This window comes from Fictibacillus iocasae (genome assembly GCF_042665465.1).
In the GTDB taxonomy this organism is placed as follows: domain Bacteria; phylum Bacillota; class Bacilli; order Bacillales; family Fictibacillaceae; genus Fictibacillus; species Fictibacillus iocasae.
Window position 1 is genome coordinate 23,577 of record NZ_JBHTCP010000006.1, and the last position, 16,952, is coordinate 40,528.

General features: G+C 35.1%; 18 protein-coding genes. 5 read left to right on the forward strand and 13 right to left on the reverse strand.

From position 1 onward, the window contains the following. Positions 1 to 470 precede the first annotated feature (470 nt). Positions 471 to 1,196 (forward strand): hypothetical protein, encoded by a 726-nt coding sequence (locus tag ACFQPF_RS03600; RefSeq protein WP_379746656.1) that lies wholly within the window; start codon positions 471 to 473, stop codon positions 1,194 to 1,196. A 60-nt stretch (positions 1,197 to 1,256) separates the two neighbouring features. Here ACFQPF_RS03600 and ACFQPF_RS03605 read toward each other — a convergent pair whose 3' ends face one another. Together ACFQPF_RS03605 and ACFQPF_RS03610 are read right to left on the reverse strand one after the other, a co-directional pair. After that, on the reverse strand, positions 1,257 to 2,420 hold the full coding sequence (locus ACFQPF_RS03605; protein ID WP_379746658.1) for a DNA cytosine methyltransferase: 1,164 nt from the start codon (positions 2,418 to 2,420) through the stop codon (positions 1,257 to 1,259). A gap of 108 nt (positions 2,421 to 2,528) precedes the next feature. Further along, positions 2,529 to 4,088, reverse strand: coding sequence for a restriction endonuclease FokI C-terminal domain-containing protein (locus tag ACFQPF_RS03610; protein WP_379746660.1), 1,560 nt, complete (start codon positions 4,086 to 4,088; stop codon positions 2,529 to 2,531). Positions 4,089 to 4,320: 232 nt separating this feature from the next. Between ACFQPF_RS03610 and ACFQPF_RS03615 the strand changes: the two genes are divergently transcribed. Then, the gene (locus tag ACFQPF_RS03615) at positions 4,321 to 5,571 is read left to right on the forward strand and encodes a hypothetical protein (protein ID WP_379746662.1); all 1,251 of its coding nucleotides are present in this window, start codon (positions 4,321 to 4,323) and stop codon (positions 5,569 to 5,571) included. A gap of 439 nt (positions 5,572 to 6,010) precedes the next feature. On the opposite strand, the gene ACFQPF_RS03620 is transcribed toward ACFQPF_RS03615, so the two are convergent. The 5 genes from ACFQPF_RS03620 to ACFQPF_RS03640 all read right to left on the reverse strand — a co-directional run bounded on the left by ACFQPF_RS03620 (position 6,011) and on the right by ACFQPF_RS03640 (position 9,936). Further along, positions 6,011 to 7,201, reverse strand: a complete 1,191-nt coding sequence (locus tag ACFQPF_RS03620; RefSeq protein ID WP_379746664.1) for a hypothetical protein — start codon at positions 7,199 to 7,201, stop codon at positions 6,011 to 6,013. A gap of 50 nt (positions 7,202 to 7,251) precedes the next feature. After that, positions 7,252 to 7,854: a hypothetical protein gene (locus ACFQPF_RS03625; RefSeq protein WP_379746666.1), complete on the reverse strand. Its 603-nt coding sequence runs from the start codon at positions 7,852 to 7,854 to the stop codon at positions 7,252 to 7,254. Positions 7,855 to 8,263: 409 nt separating this feature from the next. After that, positions 8,264 to 8,614 carry a hypothetical protein gene (locus ACFQPF_RS03630; RefSeq protein WP_379746668.1) on the reverse strand — a complete coding sequence of 117 codons (351 nt, stop codon included), beginning with the start codon at positions 8,612 to 8,614 and terminating at the stop codon, positions 8,264 to 8,266. Beyond that, positions 8,611 to 9,015, reverse strand: a complete 405-nt coding sequence (locus ACFQPF_RS03635; RefSeq protein WP_379746670.1) for a hypothetical protein — start codon at positions 9,013 to 9,015, stop codon at positions 8,611 to 8,613. The genes ACFQPF_RS03630 and ACFQPF_RS03635 overlap by 4 nt, the downstream gene beginning before the upstream one ends. Positions 9,016 to 9,246: 231 nt before the next feature. After that, positions 9,247 to 9,936 carry a helix-turn-helix domain-containing protein gene (locus tag ACFQPF_RS03640; RefSeq protein ID WP_379746672.1) on the reverse strand — a complete coding sequence of 230 codons (690 nt, stop codon included), beginning with the start codon at positions 9,934 to 9,936 and terminating at the stop codon, positions 9,247 to 9,249. A 174-nt stretch (positions 9,937 to 10,110) separates the two neighbouring features. Between ACFQPF_RS03640 and ACFQPF_RS03645 the strand changes: the two genes are divergently transcribed. Together ACFQPF_RS03645 and ACFQPF_RS03650 are read left to right on the forward strand one after the other, a co-directional pair. Next, positions 10,111 to 10,299, forward strand: a complete 189-nt coding sequence (locus ACFQPF_RS03645) for a hypothetical protein (protein ID WP_379746674.1) — start codon at positions 10,111 to 10,113, stop codon at positions 10,297 to 10,299. Positions 10,300 to 10,375: 76 nt separating this feature from the next. Beyond that, positions 10,376 to 11,974 carry a recombinase family protein gene (locus ACFQPF_RS03650; RefSeq protein ID WP_379746676.1) on the forward strand — a complete coding sequence of 533 codons (1,599 nt, stop codon included), beginning with the start codon at positions 10,376 to 10,378 and terminating at the stop codon, positions 11,972 to 11,974. Here ACFQPF_RS03650 and rlmH read toward each other — a convergent pair. The 6 genes from rlmH to ACFQPF_RS03680 form a co-directional block, all read right to left on the reverse strand. Beyond that, positions 11,946 to 12,425 carry a 23S rRNA (pseudouridine(1915)-N(3))-methyltransferase RlmH gene (gene rlmH / locus ACFQPF_RS03655; RefSeq protein ID WP_379746678.1) on the reverse strand — a complete coding sequence of 160 codons (480 nt, stop codon included), beginning with the start codon at positions 12,423 to 12,425 and terminating at the stop codon, positions 11,946 to 11,948. The genes ACFQPF_RS03650 and rlmH overlap by 29 nt on opposite strands. An 80-nt stretch (positions 12,426 to 12,505) precedes the next feature. After that, on the reverse strand, positions 12,506 to 12,670 hold the full coding sequence (locus ACFQPF_RS03660; RefSeq protein ID WP_379746680.1) for a CxxH/CxxC protein: 165 nt from the start codon (positions 12,668 to 12,670) through the stop codon (positions 12,506 to 12,508). Between the two features lie 252 nt (positions 12,671 to 12,922). Then, positions 12,923 to 13,258, reverse strand: a complete 336-nt coding sequence (locus ACFQPF_RS03665; RefSeq protein WP_379746682.1) for a tRNA-Val4 — start codon at positions 13,256 to 13,258, stop codon at positions 12,923 to 12,925. 58 nt (positions 13,259 to 13,316) lie between these two features. Next, positions 13,317 to 13,619, reverse strand: coding sequence for a contact-dependent growth inhibition system immunity protein (locus ACFQPF_RS03670; RefSeq protein ID WP_379746684.1), 303 nt, complete (start codon positions 13,617 to 13,619; stop codon positions 13,317 to 13,319). A 16-nt stretch (positions 13,620 to 13,635) separates the two neighbouring features. Next, positions 13,636 to 15,357 (reverse strand): T7SS effector LXG polymorphic toxin, encoded by a 1,722-nt coding sequence (locus ACFQPF_RS03675; protein WP_379746686.1) that lies wholly within the window; start codon positions 15,355 to 15,357, stop codon positions 13,636 to 13,638. 200 nt (positions 15,358 to 15,557) lie between these two features. Beyond that, the gene (locus ACFQPF_RS03680; protein ID WP_379746688.1) at positions 15,558 to 15,983 is read right to left on the reverse strand and encodes a VOC family protein; all 426 of its coding nucleotides are present in this window, start codon (positions 15,981 to 15,983) and stop codon (positions 15,558 to 15,560) included. Between the two features lie 191 nt (positions 15,984 to 16,174). On the opposite strand from ACFQPF_RS03680, the gene ACFQPF_RS03685 reads away from it, so the two are divergent. Next, a complete protein-coding gene (locus ACFQPF_RS03685) occupies positions 16,175 to 16,681 on the forward strand; it encodes an SMI1/KNR4 family protein (RefSeq protein ID WP_379746690.1) in 507 nt (168 codons plus the stop codon). The last annotated feature ends 271 nt before the right edge of the window (positions 16,682 to 16,952 follow it).

Below are 16,952 nucleotides of genomic sequence, written 5' to 3' on the forward strand. Positions count from 1 at the left end.
CCTTCTATTGGTTGTGAAAAGGCATGTTGATGATAAGGATTTAGAATGTAAAAACGATATTGCGTATTCTTTATTAGTAAGTTAATTCATCTTTATGATTCTTTTCTATTGAGATTTCATCCACACTTTCATATGTTTCTTCACTAAAAGGTCTTTACCTCTTTATCTTTACCTATTTGTGAAAAAAAGGAGTTAATCCCGCTGCCTCAAAACTTCATTTACTTATGATACGGTTCAGCGTAACGTTTCTACCAACAAAAGAATTTTTTTAAGGGTTAACGTCTAACATAAAAAAAGATATGAGATTAACTCATATCTTTTTTTAAAACCTATAGGTCTCATTTTATTGACTATAGTCATTAGAAATTATTATTATTTCCTAATTTCCAAAGAAACATTCAATTCCATGTATATATTTTTTCAAAAAAACCCATACTCAAGCTATCAATGTTAATAGGAGAGTGGGTAATATGGGGAAATTTTTGCTGAATTTTATAGGGCCAGTATTTAGACAGGTTCCAGCTAATAATCCTTTTTGCGATATTATTTATTATCAATGTACTAACTGTAATGTTTTCTTTAAAAAAACCCAAAAACAAATAAAGAAGTTTCTTTGCAAACGTTGTAATACTAATAGAAGAATTGAACGCTTAGTCGCAATTGCACTTAAGAAAATAAATCATAGATACTATACTAAGTCCGAATATACAACTTCTAATTGCAAGTTAATAGGTAAACTTAGATACGATTATGTATTATTTTTTAACGCATTTTTTGAATCACTTACTCCAAGTTATAACGTACCGTTCATATTTATTGAAGTATTGGAATACAATCATGCTTATGATGAAAGTAGCATTAAACAACTAATTACAAATACATTAAAGTTAAAATATGCCATGTCTTGCAATGCACCAATTATTTATTTTAAAGAGTTATCCCCATATCCTAAAAAAGAGGAATCAATTATTGAAGATGCTATTAGACAGTTTAATGTTGATTTCTTAAAAGCCGAACAAATTAACAATCTAAAAGGTGATAGATACTCTTTTTTATTAGAGTCTTTTTATAAAAAATCAGATTATTACCGCAATCTTTGCATATTAGAAGAACTAATTGAGCTATATCATAAATTTGGAGAAAAAGTTCCTGAAGATTTATTTGAAAAAGTAAAGTCTAAAAGACCTCAGACCTGAACAAAAGTAAAAACAAACTCTGATATATTCAGAGTTTGTTTTTTATTGCAACTTTATCGTCTACTTTATATCTTCCTTTTCACGTTGTTGGGTAATAACTTGCCTTGATGGTGAACTTTTTTTCTTTTTCTGCGATTTACCTGTAATCAACATATCATTCAACAATTCTTCCCATTTCGCTGCTTCTGTCTCATATTCAATACCTGCAAAAGATTTTAAAATTGCTTCGACAATTACTTTTGCTCCATCCGGCGGAACGGCCATTCCTATTTGTCGTCTTACGCTTTCCTTTCCGCCTAAGAATTCAAAATCATCAGGGAAAGTTTGTAATCGTGCTCTTTCACGGTTAGTCAATGCTCTTGGTTCCTTGTAATGGTACATATGCGTACCACCACCGCCAGAACCAGTAACAGTGTATGCAGGCGTCTTAGGATGCAAACGTTTATAAATATTTGATAACTTAGCACCTTTGACATTTAGTCTTAAGTGTTCTGGAATCTCTTCTGACCAAGCATTCCCCCCAGGAGGAATCCAATTAAGCATATCTATTACTTTTTTCTGGTGCATAGTAAACTCATTATTAAATGCATCCTTTTCAATAGGAGGACACTCCAAAGCCTGTCTTGCATTTTTCCATGAATCACGGTCTTTAAACGGCGCTTTAGGAACTTTAAATGTCCATCCAAAATCTTTACGGATGCCAACTATAATTATACGATGACGTGATTGCGGCACTCCATACTCCTGAAATTTATATAAGTGGGGAGTGATATTATATCCTGCTTTCTCCATTTCTTGCAGGATTTTAATAAAAGCTTGACCTTCATTAGCACTTTCCAATCCGCCAACATTTTCTGCAATGAACCACTTTGGTCTATGATGATTTAATACTTTAATTCCATAAGTATATAAAGGTCCATAGTCACCTTCTAATCCTTTAGACTCTCCCACAATGCTGTAGTCATTACAAGGAAAACCAAATGCAAAAGCATCTATCTTTGGTAAACTGGCAACATCTAATTTTCGCACATCGCCGCATATAACTGATTCAGGATTCTCTGGACAAATATTATGCCGAAAAGTATTACATGTAGCTTCATCATAGTCATTAGCCCAAGCGTGCTCAACTTTAAAAACTACTCCATCCTTTTCAACTTGAGCCATTTTTGCCCCAAGCGTTAAACCACCAGGACCGCAAAACAGCTCTCCTTTTTTAAATATCATCTATGAAACATCTCCATGTGTTCGTACTTTGTTCGCACCTTACATTATACACTACAAATATATAGTTGAAAATAAACAACTACTACCTAAAAAACCCCGCCAAGGGGTCTAAATTGAGTCTATATCTGTCATGGTTATAGCTGAGTTCTTTTTGAAGAGTAATCTCAGGTTATAATGATTAATTTCTCTGGCATAATTGCGTTGAAGCAATCTAATTAAGTTTCGAGCACTAATTACACTGCCATCAATATTTGTTCGTTCATTTATATTTTGAATTTGAGATTTTATATTACTGCCAAAACCATCAGCAATGTACATAAAGAACTCAAGATTTTCATGTAGACGTTGATAGGAAGGTATGTAATTATTCACCATTCGATTTCTATGGTCATTATTAATTACGTATTTTCTGTATGCTTTTGTATCAATAATTCCTGAAAAATTTGATGGTGACTCAACAAAGATATCTGGATGTAAAGCGTGGTTACCTACATGTTCTGAATTAAATCCTAACTGCTGAAATATGCCTCGAGTTGCACGCTCAAATTCAGTTGCAAGCTCCGTTCCGCTTATTGCCATATTCATATAGCTTGCTTCAAATTGCGAGAAAGTATCTGGACGAAAACCATCTAATGCATCCTCAACTTCTCGAACACTATATCCTGTAGATTCAGCTATTTCTCTAACCAAAGAAGCAGTGTAGTTGGCAATTGGTCTTGTTCCAGCAATATGTAGCAAGTCACTTCTAATACGTCTTTGTTTATATAGAGAATCTGTTACTGTTTGTCCTCCAAAATTACGATTATCTCTGTTCTGCCCTGGACCTAAGCCATAATTTCTCTGAAAATTTTCAAGTCCATATGGATGGTTTTTATCAAGTTGCCGCAGACTTGTACCATCAGATAGAATTGCTTCTACTTTAGCAATACTGCCAGGGATTATATATATACTTCCTTTAGGGTTTCTATTTATAAGTTGTGTGTATTCTAAATAGTTTATAAATGTATTCGCTATGTCCTCTAAGTAAGATATTGTAGCAGCTCTTAAACGAGTCCCCGTGGTACTACTTGGATATCTTTCATCAAAATCAGTTGGTAATACACCATCCCCATTTGAACGATAACTAACTATTCTTTGTACAACGTGTTCAAAACAAGCCGTTGTTTCATTATCTCCTTCAGTAATAACAAACCGTCCAATTTCTTCTTTAGAAAGGTCTCTAACTCTGTTATCAGCCAGTAATCTGAGTAGAAATCTGAACGGCCTTATTTGGAAGCGATTATTTATATCAACCCTACTTCTAACAGAATAAGGAGAGGGATATTGAAGTTTCATTAATTGGTTCGTAATTATAGGAACTGGTGGTTGCCCAGAAAGCAACGCTTCCCCTGCTAAAGTTGTTCGAACTAAATCTGTATTGGTTTCCTTAAAAATAAGACCTAAGTTGAAAAGCCAGGCTTCATAAGTTCTTGCTCCTCCAGCTCTTCTATCCCGTCTTTGACCAGTTCTTTTTAATCCATATCGCTCTAACTCTTCTTCAAAATCCAGTTGCCGATTTAAGTTGTTACTCCAAATATCACCCAATGTTTGAAGTGTAAATAATGAAAGCACGTCAACTACTGGGTAAAGTTTTCTTTTGTTCCGTGGTACTTGCCAGTTGTTTATCATATTCAATCCTCCAGTTGTTCGTAAATCAGTGCAACACTATAGTCTTTATTATAGCAAGTTTTACCATAAGAATCTTAGTTATCAATACATGTTTTAACAGTTTTACAAACTGTTAGGTATCGAGATCCTCTCGATACCTTTTTAGCTAAACCCTTATAGAACACTTTTAGTATTTCTATGTCGCTTTACTTAAGTGATAATTCTCGTGTAGAAAATATTAGGAGGTATGTATATGGGGTATAAGGATTTGTTTGTTGATTACTCATCAATGGATAAAAGTGAAATAAAAATATACGAAGAGAAACGTTTAGCATTATTAAAACAAAAATCACCAGAGCTTTATAAAAGGGAAATTGAAAAGAAAGCAAAGGTTCACAGACTTCCAAAGTTAAAGTACAAAAAAGTACTTTCACCATCTGATAAAACAATTTTTGCAGAAAGATTGAATAAATCTCCGTTTGCTCAATTCCATAGGGCTAATGTGATGTTAAGAAATGTAAATCTTAATATTACGTTAAATAATTATCTTGACGCTGTTCCTCGTCTAATGAAAGTAGATATAAGAAAAATTTTAAATTTAAAAATAAAAATTAATGAAAACTTTTCTTGTGGTCTTATTAGAGGCAATATTGCCTCCATTAACTATGACAAAGAAGAAAACTGGAGGTATTTTACAAGAGACGAACGTTACACTGAAGGATATGTTTTAGGAATTATTGACATTATTCAAATTATTTTCGGTTATAACCAATTTCAGGCAATTAATCTCTTGTGTGGATTTACATCTATCAAGGTTAAACAAGCAGAATGGGGGAAAAAACAATGCATAAAGTATTATCAAAATTTAGGTATCATTAAACGTGCACAGCAAATGATTGGGGAACAGTATCCTATTCTTTATAAATATATTAAACGGCATTTGTATGTTTTAGATGCATTAAATAATCAAGGGTTATTAAGTATTACGTCCGAAGAAATGTCCTTTGAGGGTAATGGTGTATTCTTTACATCTTCACGTTATATTGAGAAGTATTTAAAGACTGTGGGTATAAATAAGAGCTATACTAATATTAATAAACTTATTAATATGTTCACTGCTATTGGTTTAGTAAATAAAATTCCATTAAATAATCTTTCACTTAAATTACAAGAAGAAACAAAAAAATATCTTAATATTAAATCAACCCAAGTTGTAAAGAACTATGAGGTAGATAAAAAGCATTGCCATCCTATATCTTTCTATCAAATTCCCCGTTTAACAGCCAATGTACTATATGAAGCCGAGAGACGAGTGAAATTGTTAAAAGAAAGAAAAATAAAAGCAACGGGTGTAATCATCACAAATAACGCAGTAAAAACAGCGTTAGGTGATACTGTTTATAATTCTTTGTTCCTCAACAGATTAAGTTTTATTAAAGGAATTGAACGAGCTAAAACCAAACAAAGAAAACTTGTTTTAGAAAATAAAAAGGACCAACATTAAAAATGGTTGGTTCTTTTTTTATTACAATGAACAGATGTTAAAAGTGCCACAATAAATAACAATACATCATAGTATTAACATATAAGGTTATATGTTTTATGATGGGTGTTTTATGACGTTACATCATTAGGGTTTATGTTTTTAGATGTTTATTAGTTTTTATATTACATATAGGGTTTTCACATTAGAGCTTTCTGACGTTAAATTAAGATGTATTAATATAGAAGAATTATTGTGGCACTTTTACACGTAGTAACATATACGCTTTTATGCCGTAGCATTTATATCTTTATGGTTTATTAATGTTTTAGTTGAAAGAGGGGTTTTACAGGAGAGCTTTTTGACATTGAAATAAGATGTATTATATAGAAGAATTATTGTGGCACTTTCTTATTAACACGGGAAGAAAATAAAACGAATCGGCTGTGGCCGATCCGCTTTATTTTCTGATTAAATTACAGTACTTTATCCCTTCAAGATAGCGATTAGTTAGATTATAATTAGCAAAATGAACTTCAATATACTTTTCACATATGTCTTCACTAACGTTCCAGTTTTTTAAAATCACTTGAAGTTGCTGGCCTTTCATTTCTTTAGAAATATAATCTCTCACTTTTTTGTAAGCCTTATTTTTTAGATTAGAATCTGCTTGTTCATCTAAAGATATTACTCCTATTTTCAGTTTGAAATTTGAACTTCCTATAAACAAGTCATTGTTTATATATCTTGCAAACATGTGAAAGATAGAAGCAATTTGTGTACCTATTTTATAAATATTTTGATGATTATTTATATCAAAGATTAATACAGTTATAGTGAACACATCTTTTACTAATTTGATTTGGCTAATATATGAATAGCCATTTAACATGCTATCTATATTGTATTTGTTGAGTTTATTGTATTTATCATTAACTCCTCTTTCGGTTATTGGAAGCTCATAATAACGCTCTTGTATCGTTTCTAAACTGTTTTCTGTTCCAGATAACAGTTTCCCATTACCTTTTCCGACAGAAGCTTTTGAACCCTTTTTAAGTCCTTGCATCTTCTTTTCGTTTACGTCTTGAAGACTTTTAATATCATACTTTACAGCGTCTACATCAAAATATTTCTGTACAAACACATCATTCCAAGTATTCAAATACTCTAATCCTTTATTTTTATTAAAAAGAATTGTACTTTTATCATCTCGCAACATTTTATTGATTGACTCATAACAAACATCAATATGATGTTTGTTTAAACGTGGGATAATCTTATCCAGTATATAAGAATTCTTAAATAGAGATATCAGTATTCGTTCATTTGTATTTGCTTTAGGAACTGCTCCAACGGCTGCGCTATTATTCTTTCCTTCTATGAAACGTATTCCATACTTCCTCATGGTTAGAAAGTGCAACTGTGTAGTCTTTCCAAAAGCTATAAATGGTTCCTTCCGTAATATATTCGCTTCTATAAGGTCTTTAATTTCATTGTGAAAATGTGAGTAGCTTTTAGACAATCCCAGAGCCTCCGAATACTGGTGCAATTGTTTAAATAGCATAACCTTGTTTCCGTAATGATAAATAATTTTCAAATATAAACTGTATTGTTTACATACCGTTTCTTTTCTTTTTGTGGTAACACTCATAAATACCCTCCTTTTTGATGCGGTTCGGCGTGGCCGATCCGCTCATAAATTTATACTCTTGTTGTTTCATATTCAGTTTTCATTATTTCTATAAATGCCTCTTTTGCTTGAAGCTCTTCTACACCATAATTGTTAGTAATAACTTCAAATGAAACCTGAAGCCCTTGTTCATTTGTGTATATACCATCTGGCATACTAATTAACCCCTTGCTTAACATATCTTCGTAAATAATGGCCATTTGTTCTTGTCCCTGGTTTTTAAGCTGATAAAAGTACTCAAGCAACTTCTCCCTTGCTTGAGTCTCAGTTTGCCAAGTTCCACGTGTAACTTCTGAAAGAGAAAAATATTTATTAGATATTAGCAAGTCATGAGCGGGACTTTGAGCATGGTAGTGATTCCTTAAAGCCCACTTACTCTCTGCAAGTTCTCTGCCTAACTTAGTTAATTTATATGCTTCCATCTTGGTCTTTCCCTCTTTAATAACTACCTTTTCTACCAATTTATCCCTTACATAATTTTTAATTCGACTATTGGCTAAACCACACTGTTTTAACTGTGCATCACTGACATGGCCAACTTTAGATAAAGCTGTAAATGCTAATTTGTCTCTATTAAAGAATTGCGTAATATATGGGGTGATTTTTTTAGGCATTTTATCTTTTCTCCTTTCTCTTTTTATTTTTTCTTTTGTGGCTCCAACGAGCCACTTGCACACGTGAAGCTTTCTTGCCAATTCTCGTAGAGACAGGCAAGAAAAGTTGCTGAACCGTGCAACTCCCAAGGGGCGAGTGAATGGCTCTCGTTGGTAGTGAGTGGCGTAGCCCGAACGGTGGCAACGCCAACCATAAGAGAGATTGGCGTTTCCTAATGAGCCAATCCCGTAGGGGAGGCGAATTTGGAACACGCCCCATGAACGAAGCCCCTCTTCCCGATGATGATATTATAGTAAGACACGGTGGTATTTATAATGGATAGCTCGGTATTATCTATACCGAGCCTCTTCCTGAAAAATTAGATAAATAAAGGAGTAGACCACCTGCTGATGCAGGTGATCTACTCCTTTATTTATCCTTATCATTTGGACCTAATTCTTTTTTATAAAATCTTTTTTCACATAGATACTGTTTCAAATCATTAGATACATTTTGTTTGTTATAAATGTCTTTATAAATCACATGTAGCATCTTTGCAATGTCATAAACCTTCTCCTCACTTTCTGTCGGGTAAAATTCAGATATTGTTTGAAAGGAACTACTCCTTTCTTTAAAAGGTTCTATCTTTCCGATACTTATCGCAGCATACACAGCCAATACTGCTGTATCTCGTCTATAACTGGTAGAACCCTCTGAATGGTGATATAAAAGTTCTTTCTTTAGTTCTCTTAAAAAAACGAAATAAGGCACTTCTTTCATTTCCAACTCCCACACCAAAAACAACATCTATTTTTATGATTCTTTAGGAACTGAATAACTTCTTTATTTCTTTTTTGAATTTCCCGCGTAGCTGGTGAAACAGTAGGCATCGGTATTTGCACCCTTGGTGTTACCTCAAATTTTTTTCTTGTTCCCTTTTCTTTTTCACTGTTTGGTTGAATATCATCTAAGCACCTCTTTAATTCTCTTATTGACTCTTTTGATAGTATTGAAACGAGATAATCTAAACCCACGTTTGTAAGGACACTTGAAATAACAGCTTGTTTTTCGTCATCTGTCCAGTCAAGGTCCCCATTAATAATTTCTATTCGTTCTGGTAACCTTTCAATATCAGAAAGTGAGATTTTTTTACTTTTAGATAAAGGGTTTATATTGCTCATTTTATTTCCTCCATATTATTTATTTACCCAAGTTTCATCAGAGCCACATTTATATACGTAAAAAGCCTTGACTATAAACTACGAATTTTTAACGTTTTTTTTTACGTCAAAAATCACAGGTTATAGCCAAGGCTTGCGTTTTTCAAGGTATACAATTTATTTTCTTTATTGTATATATCTATTAATAACTATGTCCATAGTCTTTAATGTATAAACTCCTAAAGAAGGTTTTTATCCAATGGTCATTTTCTCTAAATATTCTTTTAGTTCAATGAACGTCAGGTACCTTTCGTCTTCTTCCTTAATGCCTGTACACATATCTTTCAAGCTCTGAATTGTCCTCAATTGGCTTTCATTAAAATAATCGGGAAAAGTAACAATCTCTCCTTTAACAATCATAGAGTGGCTTTCGCTTAACTCAAATGCTTGATAATAGAGGTCTATTAGTTGACTATCTACAACAGGTGTTTCTAAAACGTGTATCCACTCTTTGTCCTCAACCGTAATAACATAAAACATCTCTTTTGCAGTATTTTTCATCTTGTGTAGACTGTAAATTTTCTGCAATACTTCACCTAATCTTTTAATATCGAATTCTTGGTTATCTGTTATTTGTACAAGCTCTCCTACAATCCCTTGTACCGTCTCTTTCTCTTCTTCTGGAACTCTTTTTTGAATAGCACCGTTAATTACCGTGGTAATGTCTTCGTTTAGCTCAAACACCCTTTGAAGAGTTTCTATGTTAATACTAAGCTCTTTTGAAATACGCATTACAACACTAAAATTTGGATTTAATGCTTGTCCTTTCTCTATTTTTGATATGTAAGCTACATCAACATTAGTCCTTCTTGCTAACTCTCTCATGCTATAACCTAATTGATTACGTTTTGTATGAACTAAATCACCGAAAGTATTATTCAATATAACGACCTCTCCTTTAAAATATCTTCTATCATACATTTTACAAGATAAACTTGAAATTTACGCACTACAAAAAAATTAATGTTGACTATATTCAACAAAATAAGTAATATAAGTGTATAATAATGACAACAAAGTAAAAAAACAGTATATTAAAAAGAAGGAGTTACTCTTATGACTGATATTCAGATTAAAAACAGAAAGCACGTTTTGAACCAAAGAATTATCGAAAATATTGAATTAGGCTCCATTATGAAGACAGACGAAAAACGGGTCAAATCAGTAGATTTTATAAATACTCTTATTGAAATGATAAGTACTTATAATGTATCTCTTTTGATTGAAGATAACAAATCAGCATAAATTCTCGTTACAGTTTTTTTTATTATTTTCGGATTAGAAACGGAAAAACAAATTAAAAACAGAGAGGAATTAGAAAATGACTAAAATTATTAATGTTGTAGGATATCTAAGGGTTTCAACGGCTGAACAGTCAGAAGGATTCTCACTTGATGCACAAGAACACGAGATTAGAACTTATTGCACAAGAAATGGGTATAATTTGTTACGTATCTATAGAGATGAAGGTATTTCTGGCACAAGTATAGAAGAACGCATAAACTTCCAGACCATGTTACATGATATATCAGAAGATAGCAGTATTCACGCTGTTCTCGTATGGAAGTTGAGTAGATTAACTCGAAAACTATCTCATCTCCTTAATATCGTAGATTTATTAGAACAATTCAACACTGGTCTTATTGTCACGCATGATAACCTTGATACTTCAACATCCTTTGGAAAAGCTATTATTTCCATGTCAGGTATCTTTGCTGAGATGGAAAGAGAAAATATAGTATCTGCATGTAAACTGGGTATGAGACAACGAGCACGGGAAGGAAAATGGAACGGTGGGAGGGTCTTAGGATACAGAACTAACAGTAAAAAAGAGCTGGAGATAAATGAGGAAGAAGCAATAGTTGTTCGCGAAATTTTCAATCTTTTTGTTAATGAAAATTGGGGTTATAAAAAAATCGCTTCAACTTTAAATCATCGTGGCTTAAAAACGGTTAGAGGTAAAGAATGGTCTATAAACGGCGTGAAGCAAATAATAGACAATCCTATTTACGTGGGAATGATTAGATGGGGTGTCCATGAATTTTGGAACAAAAAAAGGAGAGCTGGAAAGACAGATAATTTCGTCTTGGTTCAAGGAAATCATATCCCAATAATTACTGAAGAAACATGGAATAAAGCAAAAGCAGTTCGAAAAGTTAGAGGTAAAAAACCAGAGAAAACTTATGAAGGAAACTTTTTATTAACGGGGTTATTAAAATGTCCTACTTGTGGCTCGTCAATGGTTTCACAAAGAGTTAAGAAGTATAAAAAGCCTGGTGAGTATTATCGCTATTATGCTTGTGGCAATAATATAAATAAGGGGCCTACTTCATGCAATAGTAACCTTGTTTATGCTGATTATGCCGAGAAATCTGTACTAAATAAGATTCAAGAGCTTGTATCCTCGCCTGAAATAATTAATTCTATAATTAATAAAATGCAAAAACACTCAGAAACGGACACCAAACCTCTTAATGAAGAAATAAAAAACTTAAAACAAGATTTAGAGAGAATTAAGGCAAAAAAAGATGAAAACTTCAAGTTGAATTTAGAAAATAAATTAAGTACACATATCTTATTCCAACAGTTGGAGTTCTTAGACGAACGGGAGCGAGAAACAAAAGAAAAATTGTATAAGTATAAAATGGATATAAATAATCTTCAATCACAAAGTTTATTAAATCCCAATGCACTACAACACATTCTTTCTGAATTCATTCAAGTATTTGAGACCGGGAAGCTTGAACAAAGAAAACGTCTATTACATTCAATCATTGACAACATTACTGTTTCTCCAGGTGATAGCCCAAACGAGCGAACTATCAATGACATTACATTAGTATTTGAGCCTCAAGAAATTGAGGCTCTTTCCTTCAAAAAATCTTTTGAGGCTACTTATGGTACGGTTCCCCCCGATTAATCCTGAACGCCCGATAAATCTGCTCAACTAAGACGAGCTTCATCAACTGATGCGGATACGTAATCTTCCCAAACGAAATCTTCTCATTCGCTCGCTTCATGACGGCAGCGCTCAATCCCAATGATCCGCCGATCACAAACGCGACCTTGCTTTTACCGTACGTCGCTAACCGGTCGAGGTTGGCTGCGAGATCTTCGCTGGAAACGGCTTTTCCCTCGATGGCCATGGCGACGACATGCACGTCGGCTCCGATTTTGCTTAGGATGCGTTCGCCTTCTGCATTTTTGACCATTTCCATTTCATTTTCGCTCAAGTTTTCCGGAGCTTTTTCGTCCGGGACTTCGATGACGTCAATTTTGGCGTATGGGCCGAGGCGTTTCAGGTATTCATCGATTCCCATCTTTAAGTACTTTTCTTTCAGCTTTCCGACACTGATGATTGATATATTCACAGGTGTACACCTTCCTTAGCAACATGTTATCCACAGAACTTATCCACATATGCACAAAATAGCCCATATATAGTGGGCGATCATGCGTTCGCCACTTTATATGTTGCAGTTATATTACAGTATTCACAGTTTGTTGATAACTCGTCTTTTCCTGTTAATAACTCAATCACAGGTGCCACTTCATACTCATCCACAATCACGTCGATCGCAAGCTCCACGTGCTCTTTGCAGCATTTTATGTCCACGATTATTTCCTCCTTACTTATCCACAATCCGGTATATTCATTGTTCTAAAAGTGTTGTATTGTAGCGACTTTGTAAATGCAAGCCTTGTCCACATGTGGAAAAACGAATGTTATCTCTTTCTATCCATTATCCACAATACCACAAATCTAAATCCAAAACCTGTGAGTTAAATTCGTAAATGCCTGATTGAAATATAAAAAGCACCTATCGTCCAAAATGACAATTAGATGCTTCAACTTAAGTTCTTTTAATTAGCCTTTAAATATTTCTTGGATTTTTCCTCTCCATATTAACAGCAACTCTAAAAATTGCTCTGTTTCGATTCTATTCTCATAAGGTTCTTCAATCCTATATGGGTTTTCAACTGTTGTAACATCTTTTTTTATAAATGCGCTTGTAGCATTTAATTCAATTTCAAAGTCCTCATAAACTCCGTTTATAACTTTTTTTATATCTTCAATATACTCATCTATCTCTTGTTCTGTAGTAATATCCTCTATAAAATCGGAAAATATTTTTATTTCATCAGGCAATTTTATTCTTAGTACATCAAGGTGGTCTCTATAAAGACTATATACGTACTTCATTTAATCTCCAATCAGCTTTACTGTTAAATCAGATATTTAGATCATGATTTAAGACACTTCAATTTTTAGTTTCAACAGCCATTTTCATTTGTTTGACTAATTTGGTTAACCACTCTATCGGATTCATATTCATAGCCGGAAAATATATTTCCGCATTGTTTTGTATGAGATTTTCTTTCTCTTCTTTTCCAATATCACTATTTAAAAATTTTTCACAGTCATTTATTGTATCCAACAAACATTCTTTAGTGGACTCTAAAATAAACTCATCCATTGCCTGTTCTGGAGATTGAATATCTTGATGAAATGTTCCACCTAAAAAATCTTCCACTTCTTCAATATAGGCATTATTTTTACTCATGTTTTTTCTCCCCTTTTTATTTTTCAGGATAGCCAGTGAGCACATAGTTGCCATTGCTGTCTTTTTTTAATATTATTTTAGCATTTGTGACGTTCTCAACTACTCCTGAATGTCTGGAGACACTTCTTCCAATTATTTGTCCATCTCCACGGAATCTTAATGGAAGGGTAGGTTTGCTATTCCGATTAGCTAGCCATTTTTCAATTTTAATAATGTTAGCTGGGTTATTTAAAACAATATGAACAACCTTCTCAGCCGTTTCCCTATCTTTAAAAGTCGACGAACCCATAATCTTAGGATTACTTTTCAAACGATTTAACAGTTCTTCATCAGACTTTCCAATATGCCTCTCTATTAAATGACCACCTTTTAACTCATGAGCAATTAAGCCTCCACCTGGAGCAAGAATACTTTTATCACCTTTATTGTAACTTTTATTATTTTCTACTGGATCGACATTTGATGCCTGATATATTGTATCTCGTTTTTCTACATCCCCTATATCTTTCATTCTAAAATACATCCCACCAGCTGTTGCAACTTGCTGGTGCGGAATAAACGCCCTTCCCAGCTGATTAATCTTATCCAAATAAGAAGCAGAGTTCTTCTTCACAACGTATTTGATGTCATTCGTTTCTGCTGCAATGTCGGCTTTGGTTAGCTTTGACGCTTTAGCGACTTTATCAATTCCTTTGCTGCCGAGTGCACCGACGGCGATGTTGGTTCCCATGTAGGTGAAGAACTCGGAGCGGGTTTCGGCGTTGCCGTTGATTACTTTTTCGTTCCATGATGCGGTCGTTTGATCCCACACGCCTTGTGCTGCTTCTTTTGGGTTGTTCCAGACATACTTTACGCCATCCACTACACCTTCTGGATTTTTCACCATGTCCACGACACCGTCGACCGTGTCGCCAATCGCGTTTCCTGCGCCATCCCATACACCGTCACCAACGGATTCGAACAGCCCTTTTCCCTTCGTTACTGACTTCACTTCGCTCTTTTCGGTGGCTTTCACTTCCCTAGCCTGCCGCTCCGCTTTTTTCTGCTCCACATAGCCCGCGGCTAGGATGGTGAGCTCGCTCTGAAGCTTATATACTTCACTCGTTTTGTACGCTTCAGCGTTGAAAAGAAGTGGGGAGATGTGTTCACCCTGTCGTGTGGCGTTCATCATTTCGGTGTACAGCAGGCTGACTTGGTCTGCCTGAACTTGGAGTGCTTTGTATTCCTTTGTCAGATTCTGATCGAGTGCGTGCACTTTTTCGACGGTTAGGTTGCGTTTCTTTTCCGCTGCGTTCATCTTCAGATCAAATTCATCGCCAGAGAACACCGTTAACGGAACAAGGTCGTTGATGCTTTTAATGATGGACTGCAATGCTTCCTGCTGGCTGGCGACCTGGTCCTTAGCAGTCTTAATGCCCCGCTCAACGTTTTGTTCCAAATACGGGATGTGAACAGTGGAGCTGCCCGCAAGCTCGGCATCCTCCATATAGCCGGGAATGCTTTTGAAAAACTCTATAGTCATGTCAATCAGCCGCAGCCAGGCGTCCACCACATCGCATTGCGCCCCGTAGAAGCCTTTAATCGCTTCGGCTCCGTGTCCTTGAAACTCACTGTCATTCACTATCTTACCAAACTCTTTTTTCAAACTTACAAGCTGTTCGTGCAACGTCTCATATGCTTGCGTTCGTTGTTCAGTCGCCTCTCGTAGCGTTGGCGATTCGTAAATGTTGGTTGCCATGGGTCACCGCTGCCCTTTCATATGTTTTCCGACACTCAGTTAAAAATTACCATTGTAGTATATACCCTGTGATTTGCCAGATAAACGGCCAAAGAGCCTGTTTATGTGCGGAATATGTAGTAAGACAGCACTGTTTTTTTGAGGTGCTGGAATTGTTGGCATAGAAAAAACCGTCACAGAGACGGTTTTGGCTTATGGTGCTAGTTTTGTGGAACGGCTGAAATCTGCCACTGTACCCCATATTGATCGGTTACTTGGCCGTATGCCGGGCTCCAGAAGGTTTCTTGAAGCGGCATAGTCACCTTTCCGCCTTCTGACAGCTTTTCAAATACCGTTTTTGCCGATTCAGCTGTATCAATATGGATGGCGATGCTCACTTGCTGTCCGAGCTGATACGGCATACCAGGGAATGTATCCGACAGCATGAGGATCGTATCACCCACTTTAAACTGAGCATTCATCACACGGTCTTTTGCTTCGCTTGGAATCGGATGATCAGGATCTTCCGGCATCTGTCCGAATGTTTGAAGCGATAAGATCTCTGCGTTCAATGCTTCTACATAAAAATCGACCGCTTCTTTACCGTTGCCGTTCGTCACGATATAAGGATTCACTGCTACAATCATGGTTACACCTCATTTTATTATTTTTCAACACTTATATAGTTCAATACTGTTAGTTGAAAACCTGCCATTTAAACGAGAAAGGATGAAAAGGGAGTTATATCGAATATAAAAATAGGTTCAGAAAGTGCTGATCTTATTACTTAAACCGTACAGTTCAGTTAAGTTATTTACACAAAATGGAGGGGATGATCTTGAGAAAGCCGAGTATATCAAATGTACTGAGTGGATTAAAAACTAGGCTAGATTATAAAAACTCTCTAACCATACAATCAAGTGACGGGCACCTTTTCGATATGAGTTTTATATTTAATCACCCCATAGACGAAGCTGTTCTGAGAATTTATGAAAACGTACCTGAAGACTATAAAAATTATCTTCGGCTGCACGATGGAACGAAATTCTTTTCTTCGGAATACGGCGCCTTATTCGGTATTTACTCATTAGAAGAAGCGTTAGGAATTGTAGAAAAGGTAAAGATGGGTGAATATGTACCAATGGAATATAAAGACGTTTGGTTCCCCATTGGTTATGTTCAGGATATAGGTGGACTTTACATTGATCTTTCAACAGATAACCATCATTTGATTGTAGTGGGTATCTCTATATACGATTTACTTTGCGATTTTCCCACTTGGCTGGATCGGATGATAAGAGTAAATGGAGAAATATATTGGGAATGGGCAAGTAAAGAGTTGTAATCACTTGCGATAAAAGGTACATAAACTAACGAGTGCGATTGCTGAATAAGGAAATTAGTAAACGACCAGACAAAATCTGGTCGTTTTTTAATATCCATTATCGTGCTATTTCACCTGCTAAAAGGCTTGCGAATTACAATAACTTCTATATTCTTCGTTAGAAAAGTCGGCTGGTCTGGAAAATTACGTCAAGTTAGCCTCATGTACTGTATTGTCGCCCGTAAATGAGGGAAGCTCAGCCGCATGTGCCCGGAACTCAGCCGTATTCCAT